This is a genomic window from Ottowia caeni, from assembly GCF_050821495.1.
Taxonomy (GTDB): Bacteria; Pseudomonadota; Gammaproteobacteria; order Burkholderiales; family Burkholderiaceae_C; genus Ottowia; species Ottowia caeni.
Window position 1 is genome coordinate 3,458,875 of record NZ_CP151080.1, and the last position, 25,040, is coordinate 3,483,914.

Annotated in this window: 21 protein-coding genes and 3 pseudogenes; 6 read left to right on the top strand and 18 right to left on the bottom strand. The window is 58.9% G+C overall.

Features of this window, described 5'->3' with window-relative positions:
- Window positions 1–3: 3 nt before the first annotated feature.
- The 3 genes from AAAK34_RS16310 to AAAK34_RS16320 form a co-directional block, all read right to left on the bottom strand.
- Window positions 4–750 carry a hypothetical protein gene (locus tag AAAK34_RS16310; RefSeq protein WP_431777484.1) on the bottom strand — a complete coding sequence of 249 codons (747 nt, stop codon included), beginning with the start codon at window positions 748–750 and terminating at the stop codon, window positions 4–6.
- Window positions 747–1,934 carry a tyrosine-type recombinase/integrase gene (locus tag AAAK34_RS16315; protein WP_431777485.1) on the bottom strand — a complete coding sequence of 396 codons (1,188 nt, stop codon included), beginning with the start codon at window positions 1,932–1,934 and terminating at the stop codon, window positions 747–749. The genes AAAK34_RS16310 and AAAK34_RS16315 overlap by 4 nt, the downstream gene beginning before the upstream one ends.
- A 198-nt stretch (window positions 1,935–2,132) precedes the next feature.
- Window positions 2,133–2,702 carry an HNH endonuclease gene (locus AAAK34_RS16320; protein ID WP_231694292.1) on the bottom strand — a complete coding sequence of 190 codons (570 nt, stop codon included), beginning with the start codon at window positions 2,700–2,702 and terminating at the stop codon, window positions 2,133–2,135.
- 199 nt (window positions 2,703–2,901) lie between these two features.
- Here AAAK34_RS16320 and AAAK34_RS16325 point away from each other — a divergent pair, with 199 nt between their 5' ends.
- The 3 genes and pseudogenes from AAAK34_RS16325 to lspA all read left to right on the top strand — a co-directional run bounded on the left by AAAK34_RS16325 (window position 2,902) and on the right by lspA (window position 7,400).
- Window positions 2,902–3,924 carry a bifunctional riboflavin kinase/FAD synthetase gene (locus tag AAAK34_RS16325; protein ID WP_231694291.1) on the top strand — a complete coding sequence of 341 codons (1,023 nt, stop codon included), beginning with the start codon at window positions 2,902–2,904 and terminating at the stop codon, window positions 3,922–3,924.
- 124 nt (window positions 3,925–4,048) lie between these two features.
- Window positions 4,049–6,882, top strand: a pseudogene (ileS, locus tag AAAK34_RS16330) (isoleucine--tRNA ligase).
- Window positions 6,883–6,884: 2 nt separating this feature from the next.
- Complete coding sequence (gene lspA / locus AAAK34_RS16335; RefSeq protein WP_231694289.1) at window positions 6,885–7,400, top strand: signal peptidase II; 516 nt, start codon at window positions 6,885–6,887, stop codon at window positions 7,398–7,400.
- A gap of 120 nt (window positions 7,401–7,520) precedes the next feature.
- Here the strand turns inward: lspA and AAAK34_RS16340 are convergent, their stop codons facing one another.
- Complete coding sequence (locus AAAK34_RS16340; RefSeq protein WP_231694288.1) at window positions 7,521–8,504, bottom strand: quinone oxidoreductase family protein; 984 nt, start codon at window positions 8,502–8,504, stop codon at window positions 7,521–7,523.
- 107 nt (window positions 8,505–8,611) lie between these two features.
- Between AAAK34_RS16340 and AAAK34_RS16345 the strand changes: the two genes are divergently transcribed.
- The gene (locus AAAK34_RS16345; RefSeq protein WP_231694514.1) at window positions 8,612–9,472 is read left to right on the top strand and encodes a DMT family transporter; all 861 of its coding nucleotides are present in this window, start codon (window positions 8,612–8,614) and stop codon (window positions 9,470–9,472) included.
- A 58-nt stretch (window positions 9,473–9,530) separates the two neighbouring features.
- Here AAAK34_RS16345 and AAAK34_RS16350 read toward each other — a convergent pair whose 3' ends face one another.
- The 11 genes and pseudogenes from AAAK34_RS16350 to AAAK34_RS16400 form a co-directional block, all read right to left on the bottom strand.
- Window positions 9,531–10,325, bottom strand: coding sequence for an SDR family oxidoreductase (locus AAAK34_RS16350; RefSeq protein ID WP_231694287.1), 795 nt, complete (start codon window positions 10,323–10,325; stop codon window positions 9,531–9,533).
- Between the two features lie 24 nt (window positions 10,326–10,349).
- Window positions 10,350–10,541, bottom strand: coding sequence for an EamA family transporter (locus AAAK34_RS16355; protein ID WP_431778033.1), 192 nt, complete (start codon window positions 10,539–10,541; stop codon window positions 10,350–10,352).
- Window positions 10,542–10,766: 225 nt separating this feature from the next.
- Complete coding sequence (locus tag AAAK34_RS16360) at window positions 10,767–12,278, bottom strand: tripartite tricarboxylate transporter permease (RefSeq protein ID WP_231694286.1); 1,512 nt, start codon at window positions 12,276–12,278, stop codon at window positions 10,767–10,769.
- A 13-nt stretch (window positions 12,279–12,291) separates the two neighbouring features.
- The gene (locus AAAK34_RS16365) at window positions 12,292–12,780 is read right to left on the bottom strand and encodes a tripartite tricarboxylate transporter TctB family protein (protein WP_231694285.1); all 489 of its coding nucleotides are present in this window, start codon (window positions 12,778–12,780) and stop codon (window positions 12,292–12,294) included.
- Window positions 12,781–13,062: 282 nt separating this feature from the next.
- Entirely contained in the window at window positions 13,063–14,829 is a 1,767-nt protein-coding gene (locus tag AAAK34_RS16370; RefSeq protein ID WP_231694284.1) for a GspE/PulE family protein, read from the bottom strand.
- 94 nt (window positions 14,830–14,923) lie between these two features.
- A pseudogene (locus tag AAAK34_RS16375) lies at window positions 14,924–15,684 on the bottom strand (spermidine synthase).
- A 94-nt stretch (window positions 15,685–15,778) separates the two neighbouring features.
- Entirely contained in the window at window positions 15,779–16,288 is a 510-nt protein-coding gene (locus tag AAAK34_RS16380) for a GNAT family N-acetyltransferase (RefSeq protein ID WP_231694282.1), read from the bottom strand.
- A 2-nt stretch (window positions 16,289–16,290) separates the two neighbouring features.
- Window positions 16,291–17,646 carry a phosphoglucosamine mutase gene (gene glmM, locus AAAK34_RS16385; protein WP_231694281.1) on the bottom strand — a complete coding sequence of 452 codons (1,356 nt, stop codon included), beginning with the start codon at window positions 17,644–17,646 and terminating at the stop codon, window positions 16,291–16,293.
- A 120-nt stretch (window positions 17,647–17,766) separates the two neighbouring features.
- Window positions 17,767–18,639 carry a dihydropteroate synthase gene (gene folP / locus AAAK34_RS16390; protein WP_231694280.1) on the bottom strand — a complete coding sequence of 291 codons (873 nt, stop codon included), beginning with the start codon at window positions 18,637–18,639 and terminating at the stop codon, window positions 17,767–17,769.
- Window positions 18,640–18,705: 66 nt separating this feature from the next.
- The gene (gene ftsH / locus AAAK34_RS16395; protein ID WP_231694279.1) at window positions 18,706–20,625 is read right to left on the bottom strand and encodes an ATP-dependent zinc metalloprotease FtsH; all 1,920 of its coding nucleotides are present in this window, start codon (window positions 20,623–20,625) and stop codon (window positions 18,706–18,708) included.
- Window positions 20,626–20,861: 236 nt separating this feature from the next.
- Window positions 20,862–21,539 (bottom strand): RlmE family RNA methyltransferase, encoded by a 678-nt coding sequence (locus tag AAAK34_RS16400; protein ID WP_231694278.1) that lies wholly within the window; start codon window positions 21,537–21,539, stop codon window positions 20,862–20,864.
- A 20-nt stretch (window positions 21,540–21,559) separates the two neighbouring features.
- Between AAAK34_RS16400 and AAAK34_RS16405 the strand changes: the two genes are divergently transcribed.
- The gene (locus AAAK34_RS16405; RefSeq protein WP_231694277.1) at window positions 21,560–22,033 is read left to right on the top strand and encodes a YhbY family RNA-binding protein; all 474 of its coding nucleotides are present in this window, start codon (window positions 21,560–21,562) and stop codon (window positions 22,031–22,033) included.
- Window positions 22,034–22,107: 74 nt separating this feature from the next.
- The gene (locus AAAK34_RS16410) at window positions 22,108–22,830 is read left to right on the top strand and encodes a glycosyltransferase (protein WP_231694513.1); all 723 of its coding nucleotides are present in this window, start codon (window positions 22,108–22,110) and stop codon (window positions 22,828–22,830) included.
- 203 nt (window positions 22,831–23,033) lie between these two features.
- On the opposite strand, the pseudogene AAAK34_RS16415 reads toward AAAK34_RS16410, so the two are convergent.
- The 3 genes and pseudogenes from AAAK34_RS16415 to greA form a co-directional block, all read right to left on the bottom strand.
- Window positions 23,034–23,986, bottom strand: a pseudogene (locus AAAK34_RS16415) (Kdo hydroxylase family protein).
- Window positions 23,923–24,348 (bottom strand): DUF4149 domain-containing protein, encoded by a 426-nt coding sequence (locus tag AAAK34_RS16420; RefSeq protein WP_231694275.1) that lies wholly within the window; start codon window positions 24,346–24,348, stop codon window positions 23,923–23,925. Before AAAK34_RS16420 ends, AAAK34_RS16415 begins: the two are co-directional and overlap by 64 nt.
- A 164-nt stretch (window positions 24,349–24,512) precedes the next feature.
- A complete protein-coding gene (greA, locus tag AAAK34_RS16425) occupies window positions 24,513–24,995 on the bottom strand; it encodes a transcription elongation factor GreA (protein ID WP_231694274.1) in 483 nt (160 codons plus the stop codon).
- Window positions 24,996–25,040: the final 45 nt, after the last annotated feature.

Consider the following 25,040-nt stretch of genomic DNA (forward strand, 5'->3'; position numbering starts at 1 on the left):
TCCTCACCCGAGCCCTTGGTAAATCCCCCTTTTGGCACTAGGAACATCAATGCTGTAGTCCGTTGCGCCATCGACCTGTGGGCCATGGACGTCCTTGACCTTCATGGCGGATAGCTGGATAGGCCGCGCGCCGGTGGCAAAGAACAGCCAAGCCATGACAAACGTGGATGGGCGTAGTTCTCCTGATGCGTACGCCGCGTTGATGGCCTGCTGAAGCGCTTGGAACTCAATGTCGGTGAATGGGCCGTACTTGGGGTCCATCGTTGCGACTGCGACTCCCTTCTTCGGTGCCTTGACCTTGACGCTGCGCAAGGTGGGCAGGACGTCCTCCGCGAGCCCTGGCGAGCCCAGGGCATGCCACTTGCGAAGAAAAGTCTTAATATGGCCGGCCATGCGTGGTTGACTGCTTGCCACGAAGTTGAGGTAATCGGCACCCTTCAACTGCGTGAGGTTGCGCTGACCTCTTGCCGTCTTCGCTATGAAGTGCACGAAACTGCCGAAGTAGGCCCCCAACCCGCTTGGTGCCCCGGTCTGAGCAAGCAGCTGCATGACGCGCTTGGCCGATTGCTTGATGTCGGGAGAGGCGCCCTTCAGGAGCGAGTAGTTTATGGATACCTGTGACGTTCCGTCGCGGTACGACCAATGGTCACTCGTCGCGTCGAAGACCACCCCGCTCTTCGTGCGCGCCGTCGTGGATAGACCAAGGTTCTGGCCAGCCTCAAGGACGACTTGCAGTGCATCTCTTTTCACTGTACCCCTCCCTTGGGACTGAGCGTCGCCTGCAGCGATAGGCTCGCCTCGCGTGCTTTTTTCTTGACATGACGTCGGGTGTAATTTGCGGCTGTCTCGGAGGTCGGTGACCAGCCCTGTAAACGCGACCTCATCTTCCTCTCCTCTGCCGCACTAAAGCCTTCCTTGTCGGCCAATTCCGAGAAGCTATCGTTCCATGTGTGGCGAAGAACGTGCGGGCTCAAATCATCAGGCAGCCCAGGCACCTTTCTCTTGAGCTGCATGAAGACAAGGTTGACGGCGGAGAGGGACAGCGGTGCGCCAGTGCCAATCGCGACGAAGAGGTAGGGATGACGACGAGCGTTTCCAGTGCTGCGGCGCACCTTGACGATGTAGTTGTGGGTTTCTTGGGCAAGGGCAGGCTCGAGCGGCAGAAGCTTGTCGCTGGTCTTGACGTCCGGCTTGTTGACGCGCGGGTCATCTTTGTCGTCCGGACGCCGGGCTATCAAGACTTCGCATGCCTGGAAGTTGATGTCCGACACCTGCACGCCAAGCAGTTCCGCCCTGCGAAGCCCAAGCCTCAAGTACCACCTCACCAAGAGGTTATTGCGTACTCGTGCGCTTGCGCTCCAAGGGTTTTCCGGGTGGTCTGGCTGAATGACCTCCAGCAAACGCTGCAGGTCATTCGGCTCTAGACCTTGCCGCTGGTCCTCGGTATTGCGCTTGCCAGCGTCCGGCATGCGGGCCGTCAGCAGCTTGTCGGCAATGTCCTTCGCGACCAGAAGGTGTTGGTATTCGGAAGTCGCCGGGTCGTGCCGTAGCAACCAGCTATTCGCTAGCCACATCAGGTACTTGTGGATGTAATGCAGCCGTACGAACTTCGTCGATGGCTGCACTTCGTCAAGCGGTTTGACCCGCATTCGCATGTACGCCGCTTCCCGGAGATTGATGACGCGCTGCGGCGACGGAGCTTTGTCGCTCTCCTCTCGCAGGTCCCGAAGTTGAAGCGAGCAAGCCCGGGCTACCGACTCGAGCTCAAAGTGGTCGAGGAGCCTCCCATCACGGAGTCGGCGCTCAATGTCCACCTTCAAGTCGTCTAAGACGAGCAGCAGAAGCATGACGCTCCGGAGTGCCTGCAGCAGCGTATTGGTGGCACTGCCAACGCCACGCAGTTCGAGCAAGCCGAACAAGAGTGGTTCGTACACCGGCTCACCCGTCGCCGCGTACCTTAAGAGTGGCAACCGCTCGCCTGACTCGAGCCTCAGAGAACGGAGAAAGTAGGCGCTAATTTTGTTTACCGTTTATGAACCTGTTCGATAAATTGATATTGTGCCGACGCTCGCAATTTTTGTAAACAAAAAAATGGACCCTTTACAACGAAGGGTCCATATGGTGGAACAGCTCTACTGGGGGTTCTCTTGCCGTAATCTTGACGATTTAGGAAGTTGTAAGCATAAGAATTCCATCTGGTCTGCCAGTATGCGGCGGTTACGCAAGATGAAGTCTTCCCATAGGCTTGGCACGTAAGGTGTGTAGAGCAGCGGCATGCGCGCCTGCTCAGGCGTGCGATTACTCTTGCGGTGGTTACAGGCGCGGCAAGCAGTTACCACATTCATCCACTTGTCGGCCCCTTTTTGCCCGAGAGGAATAATGTGCTCGCGCGTGAGATCGGTCTCCAGGAAATGGTCTCCGCAATAGGCACAGATGTTGCGATCGCGCGCGAAAAGCTTGGCGTTGGTCAGGCCAGGCCGCAGATTGAAAGGGTTGATATTGGGCACGCCGCGCGTGCCGATGATGCTGTTGACCGTGATGATCGACTGCTCTCCGGTGATGGCATTGTGGCCGCCGTGGAACACCGCCACCTGCTTGCCCACCTCCCAGCGCACTTCCTCCGCAGCATAGTGGATCACCGCCTGTTCCAGCGAGATCCAAGATTGCGGCAAGCCCTGGGCCGAAAGCTTCAAGACCTTCACGAACGCCTCCTTCAAACAGCAGTTACAACCGAACCGACAGCGTGGACGCCACCAGCAAGCACAGGTTTGAAACCCGATCACTGGATCACGTCACAATATACGCTAATTTCGATGACGTTATTGCGTCTCTTTTTTCGACTGTCTTCTTGCTCTGGTTGCAGGGCAGCTGTGCACGACTCCACAAATAAAAGCATCTGAAATGAAAATCTACCGCGGCCTGCGTCATCCGGACATCGCGCCGGGCTGCGCCCTCACGATCGGCAACTTTGACGGCGTTCATCGCGGTCATCAGGCCATGCTGGCTCTCTTGAAGAACGAAGCCGCCCACCGTGGCGTGCCTAGTTGCGTCATGACTTTCGAGCCCCACCCGCGTGACTATTTCGCGGCAGCTTTGCAAAAGCCCGATCTGGCACCCTCGCGTATTGCCACCTTGCGCGACAAACTCACCGAACTGGCGCGCTGCGGAGTCGACCAGGCGATCGTGCTGCCGTTCAACGCAGCGCTGGCAAGTCAGTCGCCGGAAAGCTTTATCGACGAGGTCCTGCGGGATGGTCTGGGTGTGCGCTATGTCCTCGTAGGGGACGATTTTCGCTTTGGCGCAAAACGAGCGGGCGACTACACCATGCTAGACGCAGCCGGCCAGCGCCACCGCTTCGATGTAGCCCGCATGATGAGCTACGAAGTGCATGGCTTACGGGTCTCTTCCTCGGAGGTGCGCGATGCACTGGCCAACGGCCGCATGGACGAAGCCGCCGCACTGCTCGGGCGCCCGTATTCGATCAGCGGTCACGTGGTGCACGGGCGCAAGCTCGGGCGGGCTCTAGCAGAAACCGCTCCCGGACGCGCGGATGGCTTTCGCACGCTGAATCTGCGCTTTTCACGCCGCGCCCACGCCTGGAAACCCGCCGCCAGCGGCATTTTCGTAGTAGAGGTGCATGGTTTGACGGCGCACCCCCTGGCCGGTGTGGCCAATCTGGGTGTTCGCCCCTCCCTGGACCCCCTCGACGTCAACGGTGGCCGCGTTCTGCTTGAGACGCATGTGCTCGACTGGCCAGGCCACATGGGCGAGGAAGGTGCCTACGGTAAAATCATTCGTGTGGATCTGCTGCACAAACTGCACGACGAATTACGCTATCACAGCCTGGCGGCGCTGACCGAAGGCATAGCGCGCGATTGCGAGGACGCACGCGTTTGGCTGGCTGCGCACACCGGGCGAATTTGACGGGGCGGCGGACGCCCCCTTTGCATAGTCCGCATCAGCGCCCCACTCCAGATTTCACTGCCACCTGCGCACGGTCGCGCAGACGGCTGATTTGCCCCATATTTTCCAGAAGGTTTTCGCCCTCATGAGCTCCGAGACCAAAACAGACTACCGCAAGACGCTCAATCTGCCCGATACACCTTTCCCTATGCGCGGCGACCTGCCCAAGCGTGAGCCGGGCTGGATCCAGGAGTGGGAAGAAACAGGCTTGTACAAGCGCCTGCGTCAAGCCCGTGCCGGACGCGAGAAATTCATCCTGCACGACGGCCCGCCCTATGCCAACGGCCAACTGCATGCCGGCCACGCCGTCAACAAGATCCTGAAGGACATGATCGTCAAGACCCGCCAACTCAAGGGTCTTGACGCACGCTACGTTCCAGGCTGGGACTGCCACGGGCTGCCCATTGAAAACCAGATCGAAAAGCTCTACGGTCGCAAGCTCTCACGGGACGAAATGCAAGCCAAGGGGCGCGCCTACGCCACCGAGCAAATAGCCCTGCAGATGAAGGATTTCAAGCGTCTGGGCGTTCTGGGCGAATGGGACAACCCCTATAAAACCATGAACAAGCCGAACGAGGCCTCCGAGCTGCGGCTATTTAAGCGCCTGGTTGAGCGCGGCTTCGTCTACCGTGGCCTCAAACCCGTTTACTGGTGCTTTGACTGCGGCTCTGCCCTGGCTGAAGCAGAAATCGAATACCAGGACAAGAAAAGCAGCACCGTGGATGTGGCGTTCGAGGCAGCCGATCCCGCCAAACTTGCCGCCGCTTTTGGCTTGCAGCAGCTCGATAAACCAGCTTTCATCGTCATCTGGACCACCACAGCCTGGACGATTCCCGCCAACCAGGCACTCAACCTTGGTGCCCACATCGAGTATGCGCTAGTCGATACGCCCAAGGGCTTGCTGGTGCTGGCCAAGGCCCGCGTGGAAGACAGCCTAAAGCGTTACAACCTGGAAGGCCAAGTCGTCGCCACCACGATGGGGGACAAGCTCGGCGGCCTGCAATTCAAGCACCCGCTGCACGACGCGCATGAGGGCTACAAGCGCCTTTCACCCGTGTACCTGGCTGACTACGCCACAGACACCGACGGCACGGGTATCGTGCACTCAGCTCCTGCCTACGGTATAGAAGACTTCAACTCCTGCGTTTCGCACGGCCTCGCCCACGCGGACATTCTGAACCCGGTGCAAGGCGGAGGCAGCTACGCGGCAGACTTCCCGCTTTTCGGCGGACTCGACATCTGGAAAGCCGTGCCGGTCATCATCAAGGCCCTGCAGGATGCTGGCCGACTCCTTGCGACCAGCACCATCTCGCACAGCTATCCGCACTGCTGGCGCCACAAGTCACCGGTGATCTACCGTGCAGCCTCCCAGTGGTTCGTGCGCATGGACGAAGGCGAAGGCGTCTTCACCAAAGACAAAGCGCCTGAAACGCTGCGCACCACCGCCTTGCGAGCCATTGAGGACACCGCATTCTTCCCACCTTCCGGCAAGGCTCGTTTGCGCGACATGATCTCGGGGCGGCCCGACTGGGTCATTAGCCGCCAGCGCGCCTGGGGGTGCCCATCGCCTTCTTCCTGCACAAGGAGACGGACGAACTGCATCCGCGGACCATGGAGATTCTTGATCAGGCGGCCGACATCATTGACCAAGGTGGCATTGAAGCCTGGAGCCGCGTGACACCTGAAGAAATTCTGGGTGCGGAAGATGCAAAGCACTACAACAAGAGCAACGACATCCTTGAGGTGTGGTTCGACTCAGGCTCTACCTTCGAACATGTGCTGTGCGGCACGCACCCGAACGAGCACCACTCGAGTGGCCCTGAGGCCGACATGTACCTCGAAGGGCACGACCAGCACCGTGGCTGGTTCCACTCCTCCTTGCTGCTGGCCTCGGCCATTCGTGGCCGCGCACCTTACCGAAGCCTGCTTACGCACGGCTTTACGGTCGATGCGCAAGGTCGCAAGATGAGCAAGTCGCTCGGGAACGGCATTGATTTGCAGGAAGCCAACAAAAAGTGGGGCGCCGAAATCCTGCGTCTCTGGGTGGCCGCGAGCGATTATTCCGGCGACATCGCCGGAGACGACAAGATCATGGCACGCGTTATTGACGCCTACCGCCGCATTCGCAACACCCTGCGCTTCCTTCTGGCCAACACCAGCGACTTCGACCCCACCAAAGACGCTGTGCCGACGGATCAGTTGCTCGAAGTTGACCGTTGGGCGCTTTCACGCGCTGCCGAATTCCAAAGGGAAGTGCTCGCCCATTACGAGGTGTATGAATTTCACCCCGTCGTCGCCAAGCTTCAGCTATTTTGCTCGGAAGACCTGGGGGGCTTCTACCTCGATCTGCTGAAGGATCGCCTCTACACCACCGCCCCAGGATCGCTGGCACGACGCAGCGCCCAAACAACCCTCTGGCAGCTCACGCAGGCCATGTTGCGCTGGATGGCGCCCTTCCTCAGCTTCACTGCCGAGGAAGCCTGGAAACTGGTGGGCAAGGGCGATTCGATTTTCTTCGAAGAGTTCTGGTCGTTCGGTGAACCCGATGCCGCACTGCTTTCCAAATGGGCACGTGTTCGCCAGATCCGCGAGGTGGTCAACAAGGAGATCGAGACGCTGCGCGAGCAGGGCTCCGTGGGCTCTTCGCTACAGGCTACCGTGGTGCTCACCGCGCCTGCGGAAGATCACTCGTTGCTCGCCAGCTTGGGAAGCGACCTCAAGTTCGTGTTCATCACCTCTGCGATCGATCTGAAGCAGGGAGACGCACTCGCCGTTGAAGCCAGCGCCTCACAGGACACCAAGTGTGAGCGCTGCTGGCACTACACCCCTGATGTTGGCCAGAACGCCGAGCATCCTACGCTGTGCGGGCGTTGCATCAGCAACCTCCATGGCACGGGCGAGAGCCGGACAGTAGCCTGAACATGGCACGCAGCAAGGGAAATGGCGCTTCGCTCGCCATGTGGCTGGCGCTGGCTGCGCTGGTGGTGTTGCTCGATCAGTTCACGAAGCAATTGATCCTGGGTCACTACCGACTCGGCGACAGTACTTATGTCACGAGTTTCTTCAACGTGGTTCGGGCGCACAACACAGGCGCTGCGTTCTCTTTCCTGGCAGGTGGGAGCGGCTGGCAACGCTGGTTCTTCATTGCGCTGGCCACCGGCGCGGTGTTGTTCATCCTGTGGCTTCTACGCTCCCATCACGGGCAAAAGCTGTTCGCTTTCAGCCTCAGCATGATCCTCGGCGGCGCGGTGGGCAACGTCATAGACCGAATCATGCACGGCTACGTAGTGGATTTTCTGGACTTCCACTGGGCTTTCTTGAGCCCATTGTTCTACCGCGGGCACTTTCCTGCGTTCAACGTGGCTGACGCGGCGATCACTGCGGGGGCCATCGGTTTGATCTTGGACGAATTGAGGCGAGTGAGAAAAGGCGGGTAGTGTCTTGACCGATCATCGGCACTGACATGCCTGCCTCGTGCGTGCAAAGCGTGTCAGTGCGAATGCGCGAGACCCCTGAGCTTGATGCCTCCAGGGGCCGCCTTCCGGAAGACAGAAAGGTCACCCCAATGTCAGGATGGTCGATCCCGTAGTCTGGCGGGCCTCCAGTGCCCGGTGCGCAGCCTGCACCTCGGCCAGTGGGAAGCGCTGTTCGATGTGAATTTTCACCTTACCGGAACGCACCACCTCGAACAACTCATCTGCCATTTCCTGACACCCCTGGCGAGTAGCAATGTGGGTAAACAAAGTCGCTCGCGTGACGTACAAACTCTTGCCTGCCAGAACGGCGGGAGCGAAAGGCGGCACCGGACCGCTTGCGTTGCCAAAACTGGCCATGAGACCAAACGGACGAAGACACTCCAGGGATTTCTCCCACGTATCCTTGCCCACTGAGTCGTACACCACCTTCACGCCCTGCCCTCCGGTGATCGCCTTCACTCGCTCGGCAAAATCCTCGGTTCGGTAGTTGATCGCGTGAGCGGCGCCATTGGCCAGGGCCAGGTTGCATTTTTCCTGAGAACCGGCAGTGGCAATCAGCCTGTAGCCCAGCGCCTTGGCCCATTGGCACGCAATCAGGCCTACCCCGCCAGCGGCAGCATGCCAAAGGATGTAGTCACCTGCTTGCAGGCCCTCCACCGGCAGCGTCTTGCGCAGCAGATACTGTGCGGTCAGCCCCTTGAGCATCATGGCCGCACCGGTTTCGAAGCTGATGTCGTCAGGCAGCTTGCAAACCGCTGTAGCCGGCATCACGCGCACCTCGCTGTAGCTGCCGGGGGGCTGGCTGGCGTAGGCGGCACGGTCGCCTGCCTGCAGATGCGTCACGCCCTCTCCCACCGATTCCACTATGCCTGCAGCTTCCATGCCCAGAGTTAGTGGCAAGGGCAGGCTGTACAAGCCAGTGCGCTGATAGACATCAATGAAATTCAGGCCAATCGCTTTGTGCCGGATGCGAATCTGACCGGGCCCGGGTTCGCCCACAGTCAATTCCACCAAGTGCATTTCTTCAGGACCGCCCGGGCGGTTAATTTGTACGGCAAGTGGCATGAAAGTATTCCTACAACAAGATTCGAACCTGAGATGGTGCCACAACGTGGCACGATAGCGGGGTGTCAAAATTTGAAAAACTCACCCCTTCTACCGTCGCCTTGCTGATGATTCCACCTTTGCTGTGGGCCGGCAATGCCGTTGTGGGCCGCATGGTGGCCCCCTTGATCCCACCCATGATGTTCAACTTCCTGAGGTGGTTCCTGTCCTTGTTCATCCTGCTACCCATGGCCAGCTGGATATTTCGCCCAGGCAGTGGCCTGAGGTCGCATTGGCGGCACTTTGCTCTGCTGGGTCTGTTGGGGGCAGGTCTTTACAACGCGCTTCAATACCTGGCTCTGCAAACTTCTACTCCGTTGAACGTCACCCTCGTGGGATCCAGCGGCCCCCTCTGGACCTTGGCCATGGGATACCTCTTTTTTGGTGCGCGCGTGACGCGCCCGCAAATGATGGGAGCCGTGCTTTCAATTGTTGGCGTCGCCATCATTCTGGCCCGCGGGGAATGGGCGCAGTTGATGGCGCTTCAGCTGGTTCCGGGCGATCTATACATGCTGCTGGCCACCATCTCCTGGGCTTGGTATTCATGGCTATTGGCTCGCGGTACGGCTCCGGACGGCATCCGCAACGACGGGACGGCATTCCTGCTCGCGCAGGTGATGTTTGGCGTTGGCTGGTCGGGCCTCCTGGCAGCCGGCGAATGGACGCTGACGGACGCGCAGATCCATTGGGGATTACCGCTGGTGGCAGCCTTGACTTTCGTGGTCATTGGCCCCGCCGTGCTCGCCTACAGATGGTGGGGCATGGGCGTGCAACGCGCCGGCCCCGTGGTGGCAGGGTTTTTCACCAACCTCATGCCGGTGTTCGCAGCCATCCTGTCTGCGCTCGTCCTGGGTGAAATGCCCCGTCCGTACCACGCAGCGGCCTTCCTCTTGATCGTGGCGGGAATCGCGATTTCATCCCGACGCTAGCGCCGCGTTCCGCGCTAGCAACCTCGGGACTTCCCGGAAGGATCGGTTTTAGCGACGATTAGTACGTTCCCGGATACAAACCACCATCCGGCAAGATGTTCTGACCGGTGAGATACCCTGCCTGCTGACTACAGAGGAATGCGCAGATAGCGCCGAATTCCTCTGGCTTGCCAAGGCGCCTTGCCGGAACCTGGTTTTCCTGCATAGCGCGCATGTCATTTGCGGTTTTGCCCGCTTTCTCTGCCATGCTTTTGTACATTCCGGCCAGTCGATCTGTGTCGAATTTCCCAGGCAGCAGGTTGTTGATGGTCACCCCTTTCGACGCCAGCTGCGGATTTCGCGCCATACCGGCAACAAAACCAGTGAGGCCTGAGCGCGCCCCATTCGACAGACCGAGAATGTCGATGGGAGCCTTCACTGCGCTGGAAGTGATGTTGACGATGCGGCCAAATCCCCGGGCGGCCATGCCGTCGACCACGGCCTTGATGAGCTCAATGGGGGTCAGCATGTTCGCGTCCAACGCCTTGATCCAGGCGTCCCGGTCCCATTCACGGAAGTCGCCCGTGGGCGGACCACCTGCGTTGGTCACCACAATATCGAAATCCTTGCGTACAGCAAACACTGCAGCGCGGCCTTCGGCTGTGGTGATGTCAGCCTGCACGGGAATGACCTCTACCGGCTCTTTCGCCGCATGAGCCCTCAGATTGGCAGCCGCGGCTTCCAAGGCCTCCAGGCCGCGCGCCACCATGACGACATTCACCCCCTCACCAGCCAGCGCTTTCGCGCAACCGAATCCCAGCCCCTTGCTGGCGCCGCATACCAGCGCCCATTTTCCCGCGATACCCAGATCCATGATGCAACCTTTCCTTTGAATAGTTCACCGTCGAGTGCGGGTGAACATGTATATACCGACCATCACGAGCAACGTGCCTGCCGCCAACGATGGTGTAAAAGGTTCGCCCAGAAAGACGATTCCCATGCCTATGGTAGCCAACGGTCCGATCATGCCCACCTGCGAGGCCAGGCCGGGACCCAGGCGCTTGACGAATTCTCCGCTATGGGAGTCGATCCGCGCTCAAATCAACTCTTGATTTCATTCCCGACTTTGCACACTGGCACCCATCGCGCCAAATTCGACCGAGCTCCTAACCGGTCAGTTTGACACGAATCCGAGTGCTGCGGCATCGAGCATCATCCCAGGGGGCACCTCTATCCGAGAAGCCTCAAGCCAGCCATCCCTACGCAGGCAATAAAAATGGCACCCGAGGGTGCCATTTTTATGCTGCGGAGTAGGTTAATCCTCTACGAAGGCTTCTTCGCGTTTGGATTTCACGGACGGCAGCAGCACGATGATCAAGAGCAGCAGCGCCATGCCCAGCAGAGTTGCCGACAGTGGACGCGTGACCAGAACGCTCCAGTCACCACGCGACAGCAGCAGTGCGCGACGCAGGTTTTCCTCCATCATCGGGCCCAGAATGAAGCCGAGCAGCAACGGCGCCGGTTCCATGCCAAGCTTGATGAAGATGTAGCCGATGATACCGAACCAACCCACCATCCAGACGTCCCAGGTGTTGTTGTTGGTGGAGTAAACACCCAGCGCACAGAACAGCACGATGGCAGGGAACAGCCAGCGGTAAGGCACCGTCAGCAGTTTGATCCACATGCCAATCAGCGGCAGGTTCAAAATGATCAGCATGGCGTTGCCGATCCACATCGATGCAATCAGGCCCCAGAACAGCTCTGGGTTGCTGGTCATCACCTGGGGGCCAGGCTGAATGTTGTGGATGGTCATGGCACCGACCATCAGCGCCATCACGGCGTTGGGTGGAATACCCAGTGTCAGCAGCGGAATGAACGAGGTCTGTGAACCTGCGTTGTTGGCAGACTCAGGTGCCGCCACGCCGCGGATGTTACCTTTGCCAAAGGGCACTTCGCCAGGTTTCAGTTTGGTTTTCTTTTCCAGCGTATAGGCTGCGAAAGCTGACAACAACGCGCCACCGCCGGGCAAAATACCCAGTGACGAACCAATTGCCGTGCCACGCAAAATAGCCGGCAACATGAACTTCCAGTCTTCCTTAGAGGGGTACAGGTGTTTCACCTTGCCCGTGAATACCTGGCGCTCCTCGTCGGGCTTGGACAAGTTAGAGATGATTTCTCCGTAGCCGAACACGCCCATTGCAATCACGATGAAGCCAAGGCCGTCGGTCAACTCAGGAATATCGAACGAGTAACGCGCCACACCGGAGTTCACGTCGGTACCGATCAAGCCCAGCAGCAGACCCAGAACGATCATGCCGATGGCTTTGATCAGGGAACCGGAAGCCAGCACGACCGCGCCGATCAAGCCCAGGATCATGAGCGAGAAGTACTCTGCAGGGCCGAATTTGAACGCGACTTCCGTCAGCGGAATGGCGAAGCTAGCGAGGATCAAGGTACCAAAGCAGCCGGCGATAAACGAGCCAATACCTGCAGCAGCCAACGCAGGACCTGCTCGACCCTTGCGCGCCATCTGGTAGCCGTCGATTACCGTGACGACCGATGACGATTCACCAGGCAGGTTGACCAGAATGGCGGTGGTCGAACCACCATACTGCGCGCCGTAGTAAATACCGGCCAGCATGATCAGCGCGGCCACAGGGGGCAGCGCATAGGTAGCGGGCAACAGCATGGCAATGGTGGCCACCGGCCCCACGCCGGGCAGAACACCAATCAACGTACCAAGAATACAGCCGATAAGGCAGTAAATCAGGTTCTGCAGCGTGAACGCGACGCTGAACCCCAATGACAAATGCTCAAACAAATCCATTTTCTTGGCCCTTTTAACCGCCGATGAAACTCGGCCAAACCTGGAACTGAAGCTTCAAACCCCACACGAAAGCGAACCAGCTTCCAATCGCCAGAATAGTCCCGAGAATGATGACCTCGATCCATTTGAATTCCTGACCCGCCATGGCCGCCACGATCGTGAGTGCATAGATGGCCACGATCATGCCCATGGCCGGAATGCCCAGGCTCGGTACGCCGCCCAGCAAAATGCCGAACAGGAAGTTGGCCATGATGATGAAGAACAGTGGCTTCCAGGCAAACTTGCCTACGGGGTCGCCATCAGGTGTTTCAACCACCAGGGCCTTGAAGGCCACGATGCCCCCAATGATCGCCAAGATGATGCCCAGCAGCAGCGGAAAGTACCCCGGCCCCATACGAGCACCATTGCCGATGGTGTAGTTAGTGGCGCCCCAGGCAAAGCCCACGCCCACGCCTAAATACAGAAGTCCTGCAAAAAAATCTTTCTGACTCTTGATACGCACAAGTCGTCTCCCCTAGGAAGGTTGAACCAAGGCGCATTGTGACGAGTCGAAACGGCCGAACGCATGTGGATTCCACCTACACGACCCCCGGGGTTTCCCCTAGGGAAGGTGTTCAAAACTCTGGCGGGAAGCGCGGGCCGATGCTAGGGATGCGGCGCAAGGCGGATTTTGTTGCCAATAGCCCAGCTATTGGCGATAAAAGCCAACGCAGCGATGCGCCCTGACATCGGATTCGCGCGTCGTCACGAGTTTTGAACACCTTCCCTAGACGAAGGGACCCATTTACTCCAGTGGCGGGGTCGCTGAAATCACTTCTGTGAGGGTGGTCAGCCCTTCTGCCGCCCTGAGTGCCCCCGCCAGACGCAGCGGACGCATGCCGTCGGCCACGGCTTGCTTGCGCAGCGCCGCAAGGCTCACATCGCTCTGAATCAGCGCCTTGAACTCTTTCGAGAGAGTCAGCAACTCGTAGATCCCCATTCGCCCTCTGAAACCGGTCATGCGGCAATCAACGCAGCCGACGGGTTTGAAAGGCCTATAGCTTCCCTTGTTGAGTTTCCAGGGTTTAATGGAAGCAGTGAGCATCTCTGCCGTGCTTTCTGTGTTGGCAGCTTTGCATTGCTTGCACAAAAGGCGCACAAGGCGTTGCGCCAGGACCCCTAGCACAGTGGCGCTGAGCAGGTAAGGTGGCACACCCAGCTCCATCAGCCGCGTGAGCGCTGAGGGCGCGTCGTTGGTGTGCAGCGTAGTAAACACCAAGTGGCCGGTAAGCGCCGCCTGCACGGCCATTTCCGCAGTTTCAAGGTCGCGGATCTCACCGATCATGATGATGTCAGGATCCTGCCGCATCAAGGCCCGCACCCCTTCTGCGAAACTGAAGTTCAACTGTGGCTGCACCTGGGTCTGGTTCAGGTGCGGATCAATGTTCTCGATCGGGTCCTCGATGGTGCTGACGTTTACCTCTTCTGTCGCGACGCGCCGCAGCGTGGAATAGAGCGTGGTGGTCTTGCCCGAACCGGTGGGACCTGTCACCAGTATGATGCCGTTGGGCCGCTGCACCAGCTCCTCCCAGCGCCCAGCATCGTGAGCGGAGAATCCGAGTGCCGTCAGGTCTTTCACGGCCGTGTCTGGATCGAAAATGCGCATCACCAGCTTTTCACCAAAGGCCGTAGGCAAGGTGGATAGACGCATTTCAATCTCATCGCCACGAGGGTTGCGCGTCTTGATGCGACCATCTTGAGGCCTGCGTTTCTCGACCACATCCATACGACCCAGAAGCTTGATGCGCGCAGTGATGGCGGTCATGACCCCAGGTGGCACCTGATACACCGGGTGCAGCACGCCGTCGATGCGAAAGCGAATGACGCCTTGTTCGCGCCGTGGCTCCATGTGAATGTCACTGGCACGCTGGTCGAATGCATATTGCCAGAGCCAGTCAACGACCTGGATCACGCCTTGGTCGTTCGCGTCCAGATGGCGGCCAGTCTTGCCCAGTTCCACCAACTGCTCGAAACTGGCCGGGCCAGCGCCGGCGCCATTCTTTTGCGCCGCTCGCACTGATTTTGCAAGCGCAAAGAACTCTGCCGTGTATCGCTTGATCTCGACCGGGTTGGCGATGACACGCCGCACCGGCCGCTTGGCCTGACGCTCAACTTCCGACAGCCAGTCGTCTATGAAGGGCTCGCTTGTGGCGACCACGACTTCACTGGCCGTAACTTGCACCGGCAGCACCTTGTGGCGCTCCGCGTAGGTGGAACTCATGGCCTCGGCGACCTTGCCGACGTCTACCTTCAGCGGATCAATGCGCAAATATTCCAGACCGGCGCGCTGTGCAAGGTATTGAGTGATCTGCTCAACCTCCATGGGCCGTCCATCAGCCGCAGCCTCGATGCCCACTGCAGCGAGCCTCACCAACGCAGGCTGCGCGCTTTCGGCCTGCGAGCACCTGGCAGTGACCCGTTCCGCTTCGGCGTCAGAGATCACACCGTCGTCACGCATCCACTCAAGCAATTGGTGCCAATGCACCGGTCCGCGGAAAAGGTCACTGCTCATACGTCCGCTCCAGCTCCAATTTCATTGACATCCGGACACGAGGGTGTGTCGGACTTAAAAAACCGCGGCCAGCAAGCAGCGCACGCTCCGAGGATCACTTTTCCAGGGCCTTGAACACCTTCAGCCATTTGCGTGCGGGCAAATGCCACTTAGCCTCGATGGCATCCGCCCGCTCCGCCAACGCCTCACGCTTGGGACGCAGGGGCGTGCGCTGCGCCAGCACCACGGTGTTGCCTTCACGGGTGGGCTTGAACGCCCATACGGCGTTGGCTCCAAACGCCTCCACAATTTGCGAAAGACTGCGCTCGAAGCTTGAGGAACGGCCGAACAGGTTCACGGTCATGCAGCCATCCTCAGTCAGCAGGCGGCGGCAGTCGGCATAGAATTGAGCGCTGTCCAGAATGGGGGCGGCGGCCTCTTCGTCGTACAGATCAACGGCCAACGCATCCACCGTGCCGAGCCATTCATCGCGCTGAATCTCACTTCCTGCGTCGGCAATGACCACACGGAGCCGCTCACCCTCTTTGGCAAGCGCATCCACGAACGACACACATCGGCCACGCGTGGATTGATCTCGATGGCGGTGCAGGTCATGCTCAATTTCTTGTAGCAAAACTTTGTAATTGCACCCGCGCCCAAGCCCAGTTGCATGGCATGCCGCCCCTTTACCGAATCGGGAGTGACGAACAACAGCCAAGCCATCATGCGCTGCACATATTCCAGATCGATATCGTAGGGCGCTGCAACGCGCATGGAGCCCTGCACCCACTCGGTGCCCAAATGCAAGTAGCGCACGCCAGCGCTCTCGGATAGATTGACCTCGCTCGTAGCAGCGGCCTCAACGAATTTCGCCATAAGATGATTATCCCCTCCGGATGAGTTCGCCAGCAGCTACGATGCTCGCCAGCCTGGCCACCAATGCAGTGCCGCGCTTTCGGCGCTCCAAGCACTAAATTTCTGCGCCGCTCACGAGCTTCTTTTGCCACATCATCGCCTCGCCCCAGCGCGGATCGAGTGCGTAAGGCGCAAAACCTTGCTTGACGTAAAGACGACGCGCTGGCTCGTTTCCGGACAGCACCTCCAGCGTCAGCTTGCACGCGCCCCTTCGGCGAGCTTCTCGCTCCACACACTCGAACATGGCTTGCGCGACGCCTTGACCCCTGTGACTCGCCAGCACCACCACGTCATGGACATTGATCAAGGGCCGTGCCGCGAAAGTGGAGAAGCCTTCAACACAGTTGATAAGCCCTACCGCGCGTCGCGAACCACCCTCTTCAGACCATGCCAGAATCGAAAACAGATGTGGCCGAACCGCCATCTCTGACACCAGGTTCGCTTTTACCGCAGCCGTCAGTGACTCACCACCACCAGCCGGCTCAGTTGCATAGGTGTCAAGCAGTGCCACGATGGCTCTCGCGTCGGTGGGGTTCTCATAGGCAGCCAGGGAAACGTTCAGCATGTTCAATTCAGCGTGGCGACCAAACGCTCGGCACACGCCTTTGCCTGCGCCAGTTCCCGAGCCTCGACCATGACTCGTAGCAAAGGCTCTGTACCGCTAGGCCGGATCAACACGCGGCCGCCGTCACCTAGCTCTGCCTCGACAGCACTCGTTTCTGTGGCGAGACGCTGATTGCTTCGCCAGTCTTGCCCGGGCTGCAATCGGACGTTGAGAAGAACCTGCGGGAAAAGCTCGACGCCCGCGAGCAACTCAGCCGCGGTCTTGCCACTGTCGGCACACGCCTGCAACACCTGCAGAGCAGACACCAAACCGTCGCCAGTGGTCTGCTTATCCAGAACGAGCAGATGGCCCGATCCTTCGCCCCCAAGTATCCAGCCGCGACGCAGCAGCTCTTCCAGCACATAGCGATCACCCACTTTGGCACGCACGAACTCGAGACCAAGGTTCCTGAGCGCCACTTCAACCGCCTTGTTGGTCATGAGCGTACCCACGACCCCTGCAAGCTGAGGGCTGCGCGCCCCACCGCGCTGAGCAGCACTGCGCGCCAAGCGGTCCGCAGCCAGCAAGTAAAGCAACTCGTCGCCGTTGTACAGGCGACCGGACGCGTCGACCATTTGCAAACGATCGGCGTCACCATCAAGCGCAATACCGTAGTCTGCCTTGTGCTCAGCCACCGCACGTACCAAGGCTTCCGGATGCGTGGCGCCCACGCCGTTGTTAATGTTCAGTCCATCGGGGGCGCAGCCAATGGCCACGACATCAGCACCCAGTTCATGGAAAACCTTGGGCGCGATCTGGTACGCGGCACCGTGCGCACCGTCCACGACAATTTTCATGCCCCTCAGGGTGAGGTCGGTGCTGAAGGTACTCTTGCAGAACTCGATATAGCGGCCGTCTGCGTCGTTCAACCGCCGTGCGCGACCGAGGCTGGCTGAGTCAACCCACTGGGCTGGCTCGGCCAGTGCGGCCTCCACCTCCAGTTCCCACTCATCAGGTAATTTCGCACCACCCGCGCTAAAGAACTTGATGCCGTTGTCATAAAAAGGATTGTGGCTGGCGCTGATGACTGCCCCCAGACTGGCCCGCTGGGCTCGTGTCAGATAGGCTACTGCGGGAGTAGGCACTGGGCCCAGCAGCGTGACGTCAACCCCGGCAGAGTTCAAGCCGGATTCAAGTGCGCTCTCCAGCATGTAGCCGGAAATGCGGGTGTCCTTGCCAATGAGCACCATAGGATGAACCCCGTGCCGCTTGAGCACGCGGCCCACGGCGTGGCCAAGTTTCAAAACAAAATCCGGCGTAATGGGCGCTTGGCCAACCGTGCCGCGAATGCCGTCGGTTCCAAAATATTTTCGGTTCACTATGATTGAACTGCTTGCGATGGCAGCCGTTACCTGAGTCAGTTTCCTGGGAGTTCGATTATCGGGGATTCAGACAGCGTGCTCCACGGTGCGACCAGGCGAGAAAGCCAACGCGAGTTATTACTGAATCGAGTGCTTCATGGCCGAGAATATCTTCAGCGCCTCCACCGTTTCACGAACATCGTGGACTCTGAGCACATGGGCTCCTCTTTCAGCTGCCAGCAGCGCTGCCGCCACGCTGCCGACGACTCGCTCTCCAGGGGGCGGCGGCTCGGGGGCAGCACCTTGAAGCGCGGCGCCGATGGAAGACTTGCGCGACCAGCCGATCAGCAAAGGCCACCCCCCAGCCAGCAACTCTTCTTGGCGCGCGAGGAGCGAATAATTCTGCGCCACCGTCTTGCCAAAGCCGATGCCTGGGTCCAGCACAATGCGGTTCCTCTGAACGCCGCATGACTGCAAGTCGCGAGCGGCTTGCTCCAGGAATGCCCGTACCTGTGGCAACACATCGCCCTCCATGGGAGCCGCCTGCATGGTCTGCGGATCGCGGTGCATGTGCATCAGGCAGACACCACAGTATGGGTGGTTTCGCACCACACCCAGCGCCGTGATGTCGCTGCCAGGCTCGCCCTTCCGACGCAAAGCCCAGATGTCATTGATGATGTCGGCCCCCAGATCAAGCACGGCTGCCATGACTTCTGGCTTATAAGTGTCGACCGACACCGGCACGCCCAGCTTGGCAGCCTCACGCACCACCGGCAGCACACGAGCGAGCTCTTCAGCCAAAGGCACGGCAGGACTTCCAGGACGAGTGGACTCACCACCAATATCCAGGATATGGGCGCCCTCTCGCAGCATTTTCTCGCAGTGTCGCATCGTGGAGGACACGTCAGCGTGCTGACCGCCATCTGAAAACGAATCTGGCGTAACGTTGACGATCCCCATCACCTGAGGTTCGCTCAGATCAATATCGAAGCGTGTGGTCTTCCAGAGCATTTGGCCGATTCCCCGTTACAAAAAAAACGGGACCCGAAGGCCCCGCTGCGTCGGACTTGTACAGACTCAAGCCACTGTCGGTGCCGGCTCAGCCGGCTTGGCTACTGGCGTGCCGCCAGTACCATTGCCTGGAGCCGCCGGAGTGCGTGGCGTGAAGTCCTTGGGTGGACGCGGCTCTCGGCCGGCCATGATGTCGTCCAATTGATCGCTGTCAATGGTTTCCCAATCGAGCAGAGCCTTGGCCATGGCATGCATCTTGTCCTGATTGTCCTCGATCAGCTTGCGAGCCAGCGCGTATTGTTCGTCAATAATGCGGCGCACTTCGGCATCCACCTTCTGCAAGGTTTCTTCCGAGATACTGGTGGTCTTGGTCACGCTGCGACCCAGGAACACTTCACCTTCGTTCTCGGCATAGACCATGGGGCCCAGCGCCAAGCTCATGCCGTATTTCATGACCATGTCACGGGCCAGATTGGTGGCGCGTTCAAAATCGTTGCTGGCACCGGTCGTCATTTGATTCATGAACACCTCTTCCGCGATACGGCCGCCAAAGAGCATGCTGATCTGGTTCAGCATGAATTCCTTGTCGTAGCTGTAGCGGTCTTGCGAGGGCAAGCTCATGGTTACACCCAGCGCGCGACCACGGGGAATGATCGTCACCTTGTGCACCGGATCGCACTTGGGCAGCAGTTTGCCGATCAGCGCATGGCCGCTTTCATGGTAGGCCGTATTCCGGCGTTCCTCTTCGGGCATGACCATGCTCTTGCGCTCGGGGCCCATGAGAATCTTGTCCTTGGCCTTCTCGAAGTCCTGCATCTCGACCACGCGCGCATTACGGCGCGCGGCCATGAGCGCCGCCTCGTTGCACAGGTTCGCCAGATCTGCGCCACTCATGCCGGGGGTACCACGTGCGATGATGCCTGGGCTCACGTCCTGGCCGATCGGAATCTTGCGCATGTGCACATTCAGAATCTGCTCACGGCCGCGAATATCAGGCAGCGTCACGTAGACCTGACGGTCAAAGCGGCCGGGGCGCAGCAGTGCGGCGTCAAGAATGTCAGGGCGGTTGGTAGCCGCGACCACGATCACGCCCAGGTTGGTCTCGAAACCATCCATCTCGACCAGCATCTGGTTGAGGGTCTGCTCGCGTTCGTCGTTACCGCCACCCAGTCCGGCGCCACGCTGGCGACCAACGGCGTCAATCTCATCGATGAAGATGATGCAAGGCGCGTTTTTCTTGGCGTTCTCGAACATGTCGCGCACTCGGGCCGCGCCCACGCCTACAAACATCTCCACAAAGTCAGAGCCTGAAATGCTGAAGAACGGCACCTTGGCTTCGCCCGCAATCGACTTGGCCAGCAGAGTCTTGCCTGTGCCCGGAGGGCCGACCAGCAACAGACCGCGCGGAATGCGTCCGCCGAGTTTTTGAAACTTCTGAGGATCCTTCAGGAAGTCGACCACTTCCTTGACTTCTTCCTTCGCCTCGTCGCAGCCAGCGACGTCGGCAAACGTCACTTGGTTTGTGTTCTCGTCGAGCATGCGTGCCTTGGACTTGCCGAAGCTGAATGCACCGCCCTTGCCACCGCCTTGCATCTGGCGCATGAAATATACCCAGACGCCAATCAGCAGGAGCATGGGGCCCCAACTGACCAACAGGGTCATCAGAAGAGAGCCTTCTTCCCGCGGCTTGACGTCAAACTTGACATCATGGTTGATGAGGTCGCCCACCAAGCCTCGATCCAGATAAGTTGCCTGCGTACGCACCCGGCGGTCGTCATTCATGACCGCCAAGATGTCGGTGCCACCCTGACCTTCCTGGATGGTGGCGCTTTTGACGCGATTGTTCCGCACCTCGTCCAGGAAATCGGAATAGGCGATGTGATTGGCGCTAGCCATGCGACCACCATCGAATTGCTTGAACACGGTGAACAACACCATGGCAATGACCATCCAGACGGCGATCTTCGAGAACCACTGATTCTTCAAGGCCTTACGCTCCAGTAAAAAAAGCCACGTGAACCCCGCGACGCAGGATTCGCCGCCAAAAGGGCAATTTCTGCCTTGACGGCAAAACCCGGCCATGCCGAGCATATATAGACGATTTTATGTGTTTCAAGGCGATCCACACACCCTGAAGGGTCGTCTACCGCACAAGGAACACAAGGCTTTACACGGTTTTCCCAAATTTGCTTCGCAGCACACCCCGAAAAACCTGATCAATGTCAAGACTGCTCGGCTCCAGCCGGCCTCTTGAGATTCATGCCAACCAAAAAGGTTTCCGAGGATTTATCTCGCGAAGCCTTGGGCTTGATGGGCTTCACCACGCTGAACGTACTCCGGAAAAGATCGACCAATTGGCTGTATCCGCTGCCGTGAAACAGTTTGACGACCAAGGCCCCTTCGGGCTTCAGGTGTGTTTGGGCGAACTCTAACGCCAACTCCACCAGATGCTCGATACGGGCGGCATCGGTCGATTCGACGCCGGAGAGGTTGGGAGCCATGTCTGAAACCACCAGATCCACCTGGCGCCCCGCCACGGCCTGCTGAAGTTGCGCGAGCACCTCTGCCGTGCGGAAGTCCCCTTGTAGAAAAGTTACGCCTTCGATGGGCTCCATGGGCAGCATGTCTAGAGCAATGATGGTGCCATTCAGTTCACCTACCGCAGCCCCGGCAGGAGATAGCCTGCGACGCAGATACTGGCTCCAGGCGCCCGGCGCGCTGCCGAGGTCCACCACCAGACCGCCCGGCTTGACCAAGCGCAAAGCTTCGTCGATTTCCTTCAGTTTGTACGCGGCACGGGCGCGATATCCCTCTTTTTGGGCCAATTTGACATAGGTATCGTTGACGTGGTCGTTAAGCCACGCCTTGTTGACCTTTTTGCTTTTAGTTTTTACCTTCATGGAACACCGATAATACGACTATGCCTCAAATTGAACTCACACCTGCGGAACGTAAGGTGTACCGCGCCGAAGCCCATCACCTGGATCCCGTAGTCATGATCGGGGGTGACGGACTGACTCCTGCCGTGCGCAAGGAAGTGGACGCCGCCCTGAACGCGCACGGCCTCATCAAAATTCGCGTATTGGGAGACGATCGCGCTGCGCGTGAGTCGATCTACGCACAACTGGCGGATGAATTGAACGCCGCTCCCATTCAGCACATCGGCAAGCTCCTGGTCATGTGGCGGCCCATACCCGAAAAGACGCGCGCTGCCGACGAAGACCGCATGCCTGGTCCCAAGGACGTGAAAGTACTCAAGTACAGCAAGCGTGGCGGGCAACGACCTGAAGTGAAAATCCTGCGAGTGCTGGGCAACCAGCGCCTTACACCCGGTGGCAAGGTCAAGCGAGCCAGTCCGAAGCAAAAGTCCATCAAGAAGGGACGACTGGACTGATGACTGCGCTGGCCCCCAGCGAGTTGCGCGCTCCAGAGACGGTCAATGGTGACCACAAGCGTCACATTCTGTGCATGAAATGGGGCACCAAGTACGGCCCGGAGTATGTCAACCGCCTCTACGGCATGGTACGCCGCCACCTGACTGGTGATTTCCAGATGGTGTGCCTGACCGACGACTCCAGCGGCATACGCTCCGAGGTGCTGTGCCTGCCCATTCCGCCGCTTGATTTGAACCTCAAGCCCGGCCAGCGAGATGGCGCCTGGAAGAAACTCACCACCTTTGAGGCCGATCTGCACGGGCTGCGAGGAACAGCGCTGTTCCTCGACCTGGATGTGGTGGTCGTTGGCAGTCTGGACGATTTTTTCACGCAACCGGGTGAGTTTCTTATCATCCACGACTACCCGCGCTTCTGGCGCTTCGGTGAGCGCATCGTGGGCAATTCATCGGTCTATCGGTTCAGCCTGGGCGCACATGCCGACGTGCTGGCTTACTTTCGAAGCCATATGTCCGAGGTGCAGCGTGAGTACCGCAACGAGCAAGACTTTCTCTCGCATTTCCTGCATCGGCAAGGCAAGCTGAACTACTGGCCTGAAAAGTGGTGCCCGAGCTTCAAATACCACGGCATTCCGACTTGGCCGACCAATTACTGGAAGTCACCCTTCGTACCAGAGGGTGCGCGCATCGTAATTTTCCACGGCGAGGTTAACCCGCCGGACGCCCTTGAAGGCAAGCGCAACAAGCGATTTGCCTACATCAAGCCGGCACTATGGGTGGCCGACGCCTGGAAAAGCTGACCGCTTGAGATCGTAAAGGATGCCCTGCAGAACCCTCGCGAGTCGGTGGTAGTGCGGATCCGGATGAGGCGCAAGGCGTCTTTTTGCAGCCAATAGCCCAGCTATTGGCAAGAAAAGCAACGCAGCGGATCGCCCGAGTCCGTGCTGCCACAGACCGCAGGGAGTTATGCAGGGCATCCTAAACACGTTCTAAGCGTCTTGATTCAAAGGCCTTTACCCAAACCGACGCCCACCAAAGGGCGTCCCACCATACGCGTAAGAATGGCCAGCGGACTGGACTCCGGATTAACTTCGCGCCTTGGTGGCAAGTAGAGCGTCTGCTCCATCATGAACTGACCGCTCATGACGGCATGTGTGGCCTGATCCGAAAAACACACCCAAACGCTGCCCGGCGGGAACGGCATTTTCATCTGCGTGCCGCTCTTCTGATACTGCTCGTCGAATTTCATCAAATCGTGCAGTTGCAGCATCAGATGGTCGTACTCGCTACGCAGCGATTTGGTGACATGCAGCGCATTCAGTACCTTGGCCTGCCATAGACGGTAAGGCTTGGCACGTGGCAAGAACTGGCGCGCCACTGTCTCAAAATCATCTCCCAGGCGCCACACCCGCGGTACACCCAGCGGGTTGAGGTTGGTGAACACGCGCAAGATGCGCTCGCCATAGTTCGGGCGAGAAGGAAAGGCGTCCACGTGCATTCGCTGATCATCGGCGCGCACCGACTGTGCGCGCGTTTCAACCTGTTTAGGGCGAAAACTCGTGGGAGCCACACGCAGCAACCCATGATATTCAGGCAGAAGGCCGTCTATAAGCCCCAAGGCTTGCTGGCGGAAGCGACCGATCATGGCGGCCAGCGCCATTTGCTCGGCTTCGCTTCCTGCAGCCCCTTGAGTACGCCATCAGCACCCAGGCTGATGTTCCGCGTACCGGCCTTGAGCATATCTTCACGCAGCAGCGGCTGCTCCTGCGACTGCAGTGCAAAACCCAGCTTCGGAAAATAAAGCACCTTGCCGGCCTCCACCGCCTGTGTCCACTCAGGCTGGGGACGCACCTGGCTCCAATCGGCGAGACCGATTTCAACTATGGGTGAATTCATGGTTGTTCTTGCGTTGTGCTGCCTGCCATGCGCCAAAGCACGACCGCGGCGCATAGCCATTGCACACCATACATCACGGATCCTGAGGTGTGCCACAGGCGAAGATTTTCGCGAGCCACGATGCGCGGCGCCACAGCATACTCAACCAGCAGTGCAAGCAACAAGCCCAGCAAGATGAAGACCATCAATGCGACATTGTGCTGATCAGCTGGCGATTTCCCTCCCGGCCGGTTGAGCACAAGCAAGAGAACGCCGCAAACAACGGATACCCACGTTTGCGCAGCGAACAGCTTGGCCGCCATTTGTCCCGCCATGGAAAGCGTCGGCAAGTGAGCGAACAGCATGGGCACTACCATGAATCCGAGCGCCGTCAGGCTGCCCCACCACAGGGCTGCAGCGAACAGTGACAGGCGCTTGTTCATGTCAGTCAGCCTAGTGTCCTGAGTTGTAAGTTCGTTGAATAGAAAAATCTGCCGAAATCGGCGCCAGGCAAGGAACAAAACGCAGTGATACCGAGTGGTATCGCGAGGGTTTGTGACGCAGCATGGGGGCGATTGTCGGTGGATTTGTTCAACGAACTTGCGATTCAGGACACTATGTATTTGACCGCGATGATCTCATAGTGTTTCACGCCACCAGGAGCCTGAACCTCAGCCGTGTCGCCCTCTTCCTTGCCGATGAGCGCGCGCGCGATGGGGCTGGAGATGTTGATCAGTCCCAGCTTCAGATCGGCCTCATCCTCGCCCACGATCTGATAGGTGACCTTCTCACCGGAATCCTCCTCCTCTAGCTCCACAGTAGCGCCGAACACCACCTTGCCGCCGGCATCCAGTTCGGCCGGGTCGATGATCTGCGCGGCCGCCAGTTTGCCTTCGACTTCCTTGATGCGCCCTTCGATAAAACCCTGGCGATCCTTGGCGGCGTCGTACTCTGCGTTTTCGCTGAGGTCACCCTGCGCCCGCGCTTCGGCGATGGCATTGATGACTTCAGGGCGATCCTTGGTTTTCAGCCGATGCAACTCTGACTTGAGTTTTTCAGCACCGCGCTTGGTGATGGGAATGGTAGCCATATCAAAATATTCCTTGCACAAAAGCGAAACCGCCGAGCGTTTTCG